The sequence below is a fragment of the bacterium genome (assembly GCA_019637795.1).
Classification (GTDB): Bacteria; Desulfobacterota; Binatia; order HRBIN30; family CADEER01; genus JAHBUY01.
On sequence record JAHBUY010000001.1, the window covers coordinates 673457 to 684793 of the forward strand.

General features: G+C 68.2%; 11 protein-coding genes. 1 reads left to right on the plus strand and 10 read right to left on the minus strand.

What is annotated here, in order from left to right; genetic code table 11:
• The 9 genes from KF840_02875 to gspC form a co-directional block, all read right to left on the minus strand.
• Nucleotides 1-1194, minus strand: coding sequence for a general secretion pathway protein GspK (locus KF840_02875; protein ID MBX3023831.1), 1194 nt, complete (start codon nt 1192-1194; stop codon nt 1-3).
• Nucleotides 1169-2032: a prepilin-type N-terminal cleavage/methylation domain-containing protein gene (locus KF840_02880; GenBank protein MBX3023832.1), complete on the minus strand. Its 864-nt coding sequence runs from the start codon at nt 2030-2032 to the stop codon at nt 1169-1171. The genes KF840_02875 and KF840_02880 overlap by 26 nt, the downstream gene beginning before the upstream one ends.
• On the minus strand, nt 2004-2402 hold the full coding sequence (locus tag KF840_02885) for a prepilin-type N-terminal cleavage/methylation domain-containing protein (GenBank protein ID MBX3023833.1): 399 nt from the start codon (nt 2400-2402) through the stop codon (nt 2004-2006). The genes KF840_02880 and KF840_02885 overlap by 29 nt, the downstream gene beginning before the upstream one ends.
• Nucleotides 2386-2946: a hypothetical protein gene (locus KF840_02890; GenBank protein MBX3023834.1), complete on the minus strand. Its 561-nt coding sequence runs from the start codon at nt 2944-2946 to the stop codon at nt 2386-2388. Before KF840_02890 ends, KF840_02885 begins: the two co-directional genes overlap by 17 nt.
• Nucleotides 2915-3334 carry a type II secretion system major pseudopilin GspG gene (gspG, locus tag KF840_02895; protein MBX3023835.1) on the minus strand — a complete coding sequence of 140 codons (420 nt, stop codon included), beginning with the start codon at nt 3332-3334 and terminating at the stop codon, nt 2915-2917. Before gspG ends, KF840_02890 begins: the two co-directional genes overlap by 32 nt.
• Nucleotides 3335-3372: 38 nt before the next feature.
• On the minus strand, nt 3373-4629 hold the full coding sequence (gspF, locus tag KF840_02900; GenBank protein ID MBX3023836.1) for a type II secretion system inner membrane protein GspF: 1257 nt from the start codon (nt 4627-4629) through the stop codon (nt 3373-3375).
• 64 nt (nt 4630-4693) lie between these two features.
• On the minus strand, nt 4694-6403 hold the full coding sequence (gene gspE, locus KF840_02905) for a type II secretion system ATPase GspE (protein MBX3023837.1): 1710 nt from the start codon (nt 6401-6403) through the stop codon (nt 4694-4696).
• 7 nt (nt 6404-6410) lie between these two features.
• Nucleotides 6411-9485, minus strand: a complete 3075-nt coding sequence (gene gspD / locus KF840_02910; GenBank protein ID MBX3023838.1) for a type II secretion system secretin GspD — start codon at nt 9483-9485, stop codon at nt 6411-6413.
• Between the two features lie 21 nt (nt 9486-9506).
• Nucleotides 9507-10403, minus strand: a complete 897-nt coding sequence (gene gspC / locus KF840_02915) for a type II secretion system protein GspC (GenBank protein ID MBX3023839.1) — start codon at nt 10401-10403, stop codon at nt 9507-9509.
• Nucleotides 10404-10609: 206 nt separating this feature from the next.
• Between gspC and KF840_02920 the strand changes: the two genes are divergently transcribed.
• Nucleotides 10610-10903, plus strand: a complete 294-nt coding sequence (locus KF840_02920) for an iron-sulfur cluster assembly accessory protein (GenBank protein MBX3023840.1) — start codon at nt 10610-10612, stop codon at nt 10901-10903.
• Between the two features lie 10 nt (nt 10904-10913).
• Here KF840_02920 and KF840_02925 read toward each other — a convergent pair whose 3' ends face one another.
• Nucleotides 10914-11297, minus strand: a complete 384-nt coding sequence (locus KF840_02925; GenBank protein MBX3023841.1) for a hypothetical protein — start codon at nt 11295-11297, stop codon at nt 10914-10916.
• Nucleotides 11298-11337: the final 40 nt, after the last annotated feature.

Genomic DNA, 11337 nt, shown 5'->3' on the forward strand with positions numbered 1-11337 from the left:
TCAGCCGCGCCGGTCGCGCGGCGCATTCTCCTCGTCCATCGTCCCGGGCTGGTCCTCATCCTCGCCGGGGAGCGGACGGAAGAGGCGCGCGCCCCCCTCCTTTTGCCAGTCCAGCGGCCGCAAAGTCCAGTTGGGGAGGGGTTTACCGTTGCTCCCGACCTGCTGCACCCCGCCGCTGCGCGGGCGCAGCGAGGTCTGCCGCGCCACCAGGATGCTGATCGTCTGGCCGATGCCGCCGCTGTCGGGGTTGTCGGGATCGACGTTGGTGAGCGCGCTCGCCTCCAGGCGGAAAAGGCGACTCTGCACGCCGAAGAGGGTCGACTTGATGTTCGAGTTCTCGAGGCTGCCGATGATGCTGTTCAGATCGCCGCTGGCGCGAAACGGCTGGTCGGGATCGCGTTGCCGCTGCACCACCTCGTCGACCGTGCCGCTGTCCGCGCACGCGCCCTGGTGTTGCTCGGCGTTGAGCACGGCGGCGAGCACCTCGCGCGGCGCGGTGTTGACGTTGATGCGCGGCAGCAGCGCGCGCGGCTGCGCGGTCAGGACGCCGCGCAGCTTCTGCAGGTCCTGGCTGGAGATGCGGAAGGTGGCGCCGAAATCCTCGAGCGAGGTGAAGTCGGGAATGACGCCGGGGTTGCCGTCGTCGCGCGGAGGCGGCTCCTGCTGCCAGTACTCGGCCAGGCGGTCGACCACCTCGACGTCGATGCCGCGGCCGGCGAACAGGCAGCGCATGGCGTCGCGCAGCACGGCGCTGCCGGTCACCGACTGGCCCTGGACCCGGCGCGGCGGTTCGCGGGTGTTGTTGACGTTGATCTTGCCGCTCTCGTCGCGCACCGTGCAGCGCAGGCGCATGGTCGGGTCGATGTTCAGCTCGCGGCAGAACTGGACCATCTGCGGGAACCAGTCCTCGCTGTAGGCGTCGTACGCCGGCTCTTCGTCGAGCATGAGGAAGCCCTCCGCGAGATTGATGCCGGAGCGGGCGAGGAGCTGCGCCTGGAGGGCGTGGACGGCATTGCGCGTCCGGTGCTGATCGAGCTGCGTGTTGAAGGTGAACTCGGTCACCAGAATGGTCAGCAGGGCGACGACGGCGAGCACGATGACCAGCGCCAGACCGCGCTCGTTGTCGAGCGGGCGCGGCGCCGCGGCGGCGGCGCCGCCGCGCGCGGCCTCACTCCGTCCCGTGGTCGGACTCATCGTGCTCATCCGCGTCGTGGTCGCCGTTCTGCCCTGTCGCGCGCTGGTTCGCGGACACCGCCGGCGTCGGCTGACCGCGCGCCAGCGGCAGGTCGACCACCGTGTAGAAGGGATGCTCGGCGCCGTCCTCATCGGCCAGGGTCAGGGTGATCTCCACCGCCGCGGGGAGACGGCCGTAGGTGGCGCTGTTGTCGACCGTGCTGTCCCAGTCGTCGCGCCAGTCGCCGACGGTGTCGTCGAAATAGCGGAAGATCAGCGACGTGACCGGCAGGCAGGAGCCCGGGAGATCGAGGTCGTCCTGGACGTTCGGGCACTCGAGCAGCAACGAGGCCTGTTCGGTGGGCGCCTGGTCCTCGTCCTGCTCGTCGAGGCTCGAGGACGGCTGCTGCTGGATGCCGTCGGCCTTGTCGAGCATCGCCTTGTAGAGGTACTCCTCGCGCAGCAGCGAGTACTGGCCGCGCCGCTTGGCGATGGGCAGGAGGCTGTACACCACGAGCACGCGCCCGGGGCGGACGCGGTTCATCCCGAAGCCGCCGCGGTTCATGGTCACCAGGTGCAGCTCCGGCGCGCTGCTACGGCCCCCGCCGCCGCGGAAGTAGATGCGGTCGCCCGATGGCGGCGGCAGCGCCGCCTCGATGTCGCCGGCCAGCTTCATCACCGCCAGGCGGCCGGCGGAATAGAGCTCGGAGCGGCTCTCGGCGATGCGCTTCGACGATTCGGTGCGCGACAGCGAGCCGTAGACCGTCGCCGTCACCAGGCTGAGGATCACGATCGCGAGCAGCAGCTCGAGCAGCGTGAAGCCGCGGGCGTCAGGTCTGCTTGTCGGGGTCACGGCCATCACGGATGAAGTAGAGCAGCTCGACGGCATTCGGATTGCGCTCGTCCCAGAAGACGTGCAGGACGACGCGGCGGACGGTCGCGACGTCGGTGTCCTCGACGTCGCGCTCCCAGTAGAAGCCCGGCATCTCGGAGAACTCGCCGTGCGAGATCCCGGTGTCCGGCCACTGTTCGATGACCTCCATCTCGGTGATGAAGCGCCGCGCCAGCAGCGTCGCCTGGGTCAGGTTCTGGTCGTCGCCGATCATCTTCAGGTTGCGATTGTGCAGGCCGAGCAGGCCCACGAAGGCGAAGGCGACGATGGTCATCGCCACCATCACCTCGATGAGGGTGAACCCGGCGGCGCGGCCGCGCTCAGCTCGAGGCGCCAAGGTCGATGTATCCCGCCGCGACGTGGGCGCGGCCGGTGAGCCCGTTGGCGACGTAGAGCGTGTAGAATTCCTGGCCGTTCTGCAGGTGGACGGCCATCGGCTCGACGAAGCCGTCGGGGAAGAAGTGCGCCAGGGCGACGCCCTGATAGAGCTTGCCGCCGGTTTCCGGGGTATCGACGTCGGCGATCTGCACCGTCGACGGCAGGGTCACGTCGCGCGCCAGGATGCCGCTGCTGTGCGTGAAGGACGCGGCGTCGTCGGTGACGTCCGCCTCGGTGACGAAGTAGCGCTGCTGGTCGAGATCGAAATTGATGCGGTAGACGCGCCCGTTGAGGATCGCCTCCTCCTGGAGGAAGCGGAAGGTGGCCGCGAGCTTGCGGGTCTGGGCCTGGAGCTCGGCGCGCGACTGGTCGCGAAAGCGGGGGACGACGAGGGCGACGATGGTGGCGATGATCAGCAGCACCAGGCCGATCTCGATGAGCGTGAAGCCGCCCTCGCGGCGACGCCGACGCTCATTCGATGTTGAGGTTGCTGATGTCGGCATTGTAGCCTTCGCCGCCCTCGACGCCGTCGGCGCCCAGCGAGGCGACGATCACGCGGCGGCCGTCGCTCTGGTAGATGTACTCGGCACCCCACGGATCGACCGGGATCTTGTCGAGGTAGCCGTCCGGGTTCCACTTCTTGGCGCGCGGCGGCGCCTGCACCAGGGCGGTCAGACCTTCGGCGCTGGTCGGATAGAAGCCGTTGTCGATCTTGAACAGGTTGAGCGCGGATTCGATCGCCTTGATGTCCGCCTTCGCCTTGGTGACGCGCGCCTCGTCGGTGCGGCCCACGATCTTGGGCACGACGAGCGCGGCGAGCAGGCCGAGGATGAGTACCACGACCATGATCTCGATGAGGGTGAATCCGGCGGTCGAGGAAAGACGACGCATGAGGAACCTCCAACGCGGGCGGCTGTTCGTCGCCCGCATCATTTCACGAGTTGGTTGAGATCGAAGATCGGCAGCAGGATCGCCATGACGATGAAGAGCACGACGCCGCCCATGAAGATGACCAGCACCGGCTCCATGACGCTGCTCAGCGCCGACACCGAGGCCTCCACCTCGCCGTCGTAGGCGTCGGCGGCGCGCGACAACATCTGCTCCAGCTCGCCGCTCTTCTCGCCGACCGCGATCATGTGGACCAGCAGGGGCGGAAACAGGCCGCTCTTCTTCAGCGGGTCGGCGACGCTGTGGCCTTCGCGGATGCTGTTGCGACCATCCTCGATGGCGTTGCTGAGGACCATGTTGCTGACCACGTGCTTGACGATGTCGAGCGCCTGCAACAGCGGGATGCCGCCGAGCAGCAGGGTCGAGAGCGTGCGCGCGAAGCGCGCCAGGGCGACCTTCTTCAGCACCTTGCCGAAGTAGGGAACGCGCAGGGTGAGGGCGTCGAAGCGCAGCCGGCCGGTCGGCGTGCGGGTGGAGACGCGGACGGCGATGACCGCGATCACGATGACCGCCAGGATCGCCCACCAGTAGGTCGAGAGGAAGTTGCTGATGGCGAGCAGGACGATGGTCATCGTCGGCAACTTGGCGTTCCGCTCCTCGAAGATGCGCGTCACCTTCGGCACGACGTACGACAGCAGGAAGAACAGGATGCCCATCGAGGCGATGCCCATGAACACCGGATAGGTGAGCGCCGAGCGAACCTTGCCGCGCAGCGCCGCGGCGCGCTCGGTGTATTCGGCGAGACGCACGAGCACGATGTCGAGGGCGCCGCTGGCCTCGCCGGCGCGCACCATGTTCACGTACAGATCGCTGAACACCGCCGGGTGCTGCTTCATCGCATCGGCCAGCGTGCCGCCTTCGACCACCAGCTCGCGCACCTGCGACAGGACCTTCTTGTGGCGCGGCGTGTCCACCTGCTCGATCAGGGCGCCCAGGCAATCCACCAGCGGCAGGCCGGCACCGACCAGGGTCGCCAACTGGCGGGTGATCAGTGCCAGGTCCTGCGGCGTCATGCCGCGCTCGAACAGATTGCCGAGGTTCAGATTGAAGCCGCCGATGCGGACACCGCCACTGGCGGCCGCCGCGGCCGGCGCCTGTTCGCGCGTCTCGCTCAGCTCGGTGGGGAAGATGCCCGAGCGGCGCAGCTTCAGGCGGGCGTTCTTGGGCGTGTCGGCGTCGACGATCCCGCCGACGTTGCGGCCTTTCTCGTTGAGCCCCTTGTAGGCGTAAACCGGCATACCGACGCAGCTTCCGACGATCGGGCAGCGCTGGAGATTCACTCCGCGCGGCCCGCCCACGGGCTCAGATCAGGTCCTCCTGAGTGACCCGCAGCACCTCTTCGATGGTGGTCTGGCCGCTCAGCACCTTCTCCGCGCCGTCCTCGCGCAGCGAGCTCATGCCCTTGGCGGCGGCGACGCGGCGGATCGAGGCCGAATCGGCGGCCTTCATGGTCAGATTGCGCACCTCGTCATCGATGATCAACAACTCGTGGATGCCGAGGCGGCCGCGATACCCCGTCTGCTTGCAGTCCGGACACCCCGGCCCGGGACGGTACACCTGGCGCCCCTCGAGGTCGTCCGCCGAGACGCCGAGCTGCCGCATCTCCTCCACCGAGGGCCGATAGGGCTGGCGGCAGCTCGGGCAGACGCGGCGCAGCAGCCGCTGCGCCATCACCGCGATCAGCGAGGAGGCGACCAGGAACGGCTCGATGCCCATGTCGATGAGGCGGGTGATGGCGCCGCAGGAGTCGTTGGTATGCAGGGTCGAGAACACGAGGTGGCCGGTGAGGGCCGCCTGGATGGCGATCTTGGCGGTCTCGGGGTCGCGGATCTCGCCGACCATGATGACGTCGGGATCCTGGCGCAGGATCGAGCGCAGGCCGCTGGCGAACGTGAGATCGATCTTCGGGTTGACCTGGATCTGGCCGACGCCGTGCAACTGGTACTCGATCGGATCCTCGATGGTGATGATGTTCTTGTCGGTGCTGTTGATGCGCGACAGCCCGGCGTAGAGGGTGGTCGTCTTGCCGCTGCCGGTCGGGCCGGTGACCAGGATGATGCCGTGCGACTGGTGGATCAGCGAGTCGACGAGGCCCAGCTTGTGGGCGTTGAGGCCCAGCTCTTCGAGCTTGAGGATGGTCGCCGACCGGTCGAGCAGACGCATGACGACGCGCTCGCCGTAGGCGGTCGGCACGGTGGAGACGCGGATGTCCACCTCCTTGCCGGCGAGCTTGATGCGGATGCGGCCGTCCTGCGGCAGGCGCTTCTCGGCGATGTTGAGGCCGGCCATGATCTTGACGCGCGAAATGATGACCGGCTGGAAGCGCTTCGGTGGCGAGATGATGTCGTAGAGGATGCCGTCGATGCGGAAGCGGATCGCGAGATCGCGCTCGAACGGCTCGACGTGGATGTCGCTGGCGCGGTCCTTGACCGCCTGGAAGAGCACCGAGTTGATCAGGCGGATGATCGGCGCCTCCTCGTCGGCGTCGAGCAGATCCTGGGTCTCCTCGAAGTCGGTCGCCATCATCTCCAGGCGCTCTTCGTCGAGGCCCTCCATCAGGTCGGAGGCGGTGTTGGAGGCCGCGTCGTAGATGCGGTTGATGGCGTCGACGATCACCGGCCCGGGCGCGACGACGACGCGGATCGGCTTGTGGAGCAGCAGGCGGACGTCATCCAGCGGGCCGAGCTGACTGGGATCGGCGGTGGCGACGACGACGCTGTCGCCGCTGCGCTGCACCGGCAGGAGCTGGTAGCGCTTGGCGAAGTTGATCGGCAGCTTGTCGACGCACTCGGCCGCGGTGCCGTCGTCCGGCAGATGCTCGACGAAGGGCAGGCCGAAGTGGCTCGCCATCGCCCGCGCCCAGACGTGGCCGTCGATGGCGCCCATCTCCTGCAGGACGTCGCCGAGCCGCTTGCCGTCGCGTTGGCGCTCGCGCGCCTTCTCGATGATGGCTTCGGAGACGGCGCCCTGCTCGATGAGACAGGCTTCGAGTGACTTGGCCGCGACCGCCATGGTCACGTCACTGTAGCGCAGACCAGGCGGTCACGTCAGAGGATGTTGCGTCGTCGAGCTGCCGCCAGTGCAGGTAATCGCCCTTGGCGGCGTCGACCGGCAGACCCTCGGGATAGACCAGCAGGGCCTCCCGGGCGGTCGGGTAGGCTTCCAGCACGCGGTAGTAGCCCTCGTACTTGTCGCTCGTGAACCGGTACTGGTTGCCGGCCTCGAAGAGGTTGGAGAGGCTCGAGTCCTGCGGCAGCTCGACGGCCAGCAGACCGCTGGCCGTCTGCAACCCCGGCGGCGGCGTCCCCATCTGGGCGAAGGCGGCGAGCAGGACATAGCGGGCCGGCGGGTGGGGGACGGCCGGCTGCGGCTCGCTGCGGATCGCGTCGATCGCCGGGCGATTGACGTCGACCGCCGCCATCTGCGTGCCCGCGGCCCCGGTCGCAACGCCCGCACCGGCGGCCGGCAACGGGGGCGGGCTGTAGATCGTGGCGCCCTTGGCACGATTCTCGGCCACGTCGCCACCGCCGGTCGCCTCGCCTTCCTTGGGAATGTCCGGCGTCCACGACGGGTTGTCGAGGATCTTGCGCTTGCGGTAGCGGATGCCGCGCTCCTCCATGAACGACTTCATCTTGTCGCGCTCTTCGACCGACTTGTCGCGGTGCTCGGCCGCATCGCGGATGATGTGCGGAGTGAGGAAGATCAGCAGATTGATCTTCTCTCGCATGCCGGAGGTGCTGCGGAAGAGGTTGCCGATCACCGGGATGTCGCTGATGAACGGCACGCTGTTCTCCTGGTTGTCGGTGCCGTCGGAGATCAGGCCACCGATGACGACCGTCTGCTTGTCGCGGACGACCACCGACGTGGTGGCGGAGCGGATCGTCGTCACCGGGCCGAGCTGGTTGGCGTTGATGAGTGCGTTCTGCACCAGCGCCGAGACCTCCTCGAAGATGTCGAGACGGACCATGCCGCCCTCGGAGATCTGCGGCGTCAGGCGCAGCGTGATGCCGACGTCGCGGCGCTCGATGGTGTTGAAGGTGTTGCCGAGGTTGGTCTCGCTGGTCGACGTCGAGGCGATGAACGGCACGTTCTGGCCGACGACGATCTCGGCCTCCTGGTTGTCGGTGGTGACGATGTTCGGCGCCGACAGGATGTTGACGTCGTCGTTGCCCTCCGAGGCGGTGATGATGAGCTGCTGCGCCGGCACCACGGTCCCGTTCGGCAGCCGGATCGTCTGGTTGCTGGCGGCGGCGGCGAGCAGTCCGGAAATGCCGCCCAGCGCCGCGCCGGTCGGATCACTGAGCGCGTTCAGGTTCCTGAAGTTGACGCGGCCGAGCAGCACGCCGTTCCCGGTGCCGGCGGCGCCCTGCATCTCGATGCCGAGGGCGCGCTGGGTGCTCAGGCGAACCTCCATGACGATCGCTTCCACGTAGACCTGCCGCCGGCGCACATCGAGCTGGACGATGACCTGCTTCAGGGTCTCGTAGTCCTGCGGCGAGGCGTTGATGATGAGCGCGTTGGTGGAGGGATCGGCGGTGATGCGGACCTGGCCCTCGAACTCGCCGCCGCCGCCGCCGACGATCGAGGCCACGCCGCCCTGGCCGAGGCCACCCAGACCGCCGCCGCGGCCGCCGCGCAGACTGCCAGAAGCCCCGCCGCCGAAACCGCCGCCGCCGAAGCCGCCACCGCCGAAGCCGCCACCGCCGAAGCCGCCACCGCCGAAGCCCCCGCCGCCGAACTGGCCACGGGTGCCACTGCCGAACTGACTGCCGAGACCGCCGAGACCGCCCTGCTGACCCAGACGGCCGCCGCGAAAGCTGGTCTGGCCGGCGAGGCCGCGCGCCGCCAGACCGGCGCCGAGGCCGGCCGGGCCGCCCTGGCCGCCGATCAGGTCGGAGAGGACGGGCACGATCTCGAAGGCATTGGCGAACTTCAGGTAGTAGACGTGGATGCGGCCGGTGCCGAAGGGCAACGGCACGTCGAGGCGCACGATCAGATCCTTGATCTTCCGCATCTCGAGCGGACCGGCGACCAGGATCAGCGCGTTGGTGCGCTCGTCGGGAATGATCTTGTAGGCGGCGGCGCCCGTGCCTCCCTGCACCGGCTGCGCGTTCGCGGCGGCGGCCGCCACGCCCGGGCGGGCACGCGCCTGGGCAGCAGCCTGCGCAGCCGCCGCTCCGGGACGCGGCCCCACCGCCCCGGTGGGGGCGGCATTCGCCGGGTCCTCGAGCACCTGCGCCAGGGTCGCGGCGAGCTCGCCGGCGAAGGCGTAGTTGAGGCGCACCACCTCGACGCCGCGATCCTTCACGTCGACGTCGAGCTCCTTGAGAATGCCGGAGATGCGGTCGATGTTCGAGGCGCTGTCGATGATGATCATCGTGTTGGTCGCCGTGTAGGCGGCCAAGAGACCGTTCGCCGACACCAGCGGCTGAACGATCCCCAGCATGTTGTTCACGTCGACGTTCTCGAGCTTCATCAGCTTGGTGATGAACTCGTCGCCCTTCATTCGCGGAGCGCCGGGAAACACCGTCTCGACGGTCGAGCTCTTCGCCTCCTGGGAGGGCAGGATTTTCAGCACCGCGCCGCTCGGCACGGTCGTGAAGCCCTTCACCTGCAGGACCGAATTGAAGACGGCGTACGCCTCGTCGATCGAGATCTTGCCCGGGGAGATGATCGTCACCTTCCCCTTCACCCGGTCATCGAGGATGAAGTTGCGACCGGTGATCTCGCTGATGAACTTGACCAGTTGGTCCAGATCGACGTCCTGGAAGTTCATCACGATGCCGTTCTCTTCGGCGTCGTCCCTGGCCGCGGCGGGCTTGGCGCCGCGCGCCATGCCGCCGGCCGGCGGCGGTGGCGCGGGAGCCTGGACGGCGGGAGCGTTCCCAAACCCCGGCGGCGGCACGGGCGGCGCTTTGGGAACGCCCGCCGGCGGATTCTCGGCCACCACCGGTGGCGGATTCTGGGCGGCGGCGGGCGCCGCCGCGTTGGCCCCCGCGGGCGGGGCGGGCGGCGGCTGCGCCGCGACGATGACCGGCATGCACACCGCGGCGACCAAGCCGAGGAGCGACAGCCCCGAGCGCAACCACTGCATAGTCCCTCGCACGGCTTGGCTTTACTGGATGTTGTACGTCAGCTTCTGCGGCTGCTGATTGCGGGTGATCTCGACGTCGAGGTTGTTGGAATCGCGCAGCGCCTGGAGCAGCGTCATGGCCTTGCTCGGGTCGGTCATCTCATTGCCGTTGATGCTGCGGATGATGTCGCCGTTCTTCAAACCGATGCGATCGAACAGGCTGCCGCGGCGGATGGCGAAGAGACGGAACCCGATCGACTGCCCCCCCTCGAAATGCGGCACGGCGCGAATCTGCGTGAAGAGCTGGCTCATGTTCTCCAGCGCACTGTCAACCTCGGCCTTGGGCACGGTGAATTCGTTTTCCGAGAGCTGCTGGATGCCGCTGCCGTTGGCTGCCGGCGCCCCGGCGGGTGCCGCCGCAATCGCCCGCGCCGGTCCGGCGACCGACTTCGGCTCCTCGAGCTCGAGGATCTCGTCCTTGCCGTTGTGGGAGAGGATCACTCGGTTCCACTCGATCGCCTTGACGACCGCGTTTCCGGGCACGACGGCGTTGATGCCGTAGACCCCCTGTTTGCGCGCCCCCTGGTCCTCGATGATGCTGAACGAGTTGCCCTTGTCGAAGACCGCCGTGCCCCACAGCTTCAGCTTCAACTGGGTCGGGGCCGCTTCCACCTTCTCCTGCACCGGCACCGGCGTCGGCTTGACCGAATTGAAGATGTCCCGCTTCGGGATCAGGGCGTAATAGGTCGCCGGCTTGGCCGGCTCGATCTCGAGCGGGGCCGGGGGCGGGCTGATCTCCACGTCGGGAGGCGGAATCAGCCGAGCGGCGAGCGCGGTACCCACGATCGATGAGGCGGAATAGGCGGCGAGAGCAAGCAGTAAGAGGTTGACGACAACCAAATATCGTGGGGAGAGCGACATGTCGCGCAAACCGCGCATCTATAGGCAAAAGCCTCCTGCGAGTTCAAGGTTGCGACCGCCCCGCGCTTGACTGCGTCGGGTCGTGCCGTTAGCGGTGAGCTGTGACGCTCGAGCAAGCAAAAGCTTCACCAGCATCTGCCGGCGAGTCGCAGAGCCCGTCGTCGGTCGACCCTGGGCACGGCGCGGCCAGTCCGGTCGTCAGCCTCACGGAAAAGGCCGCCGAGATGGTCAAGGCGGCGATGGTCAAGGAGAAGGTCGCCGGTTTTGGCCTCCGGGTCGGGGTGGTCGGCGGCGGCTGCTCGGGGTTCCAGTACCACCTGGCGTTCGAGGAGACGCCGGGCGCCGACGATGCGGTGCTGGAGCAGTACGGCGTCCGCATCTTCGTCGACGGGGTGAGCCAGGAGCACCTGGGCGGAGTGACCATCGACTACGTGACCGGTCTGCACGGCGCCGGGTTCAAGTTCCTCAACCCGAACGCCTCCCGCACCTGCGGGTGCGGCTCCTCCTTCGCCACCTGACCGAACGGGCTCACGGCCGGCGCTGCCGCCCGACCCCCAGCTCCGCCGGCAGCAGATTGAGCATGCCGACGAAGGCGGCGACGCTCAGCACCATGTCGATGAGCTGCAGCACCGCCGGCGCGCCATCCAGCGCGTAGAGCACCTGATAGGTGCCGATCGCGCCGCGCAGGCCGAAGACGAGCAGCGCGACGTAGAGAATCAGGCGGTACGAGCGCGGCGCCATCGCCGCCGTCCAGAAGAGGACGGCATAGGCGAGATTGGCGACGGCGAGCGCGTATCCCATCGCCCGCGCCGCCGGGTCCGCGGCGGCGCCGCCCGGTAGGAGAGTCGGAAGGGCCAGGCCGACGGCCCAGGCCAGCGAGTACACCGCGGCGATGCGCAACACCAATGACACGCCAGATCGCTCCGCTGCGGCGATAGAGAAGCCGCCGCTC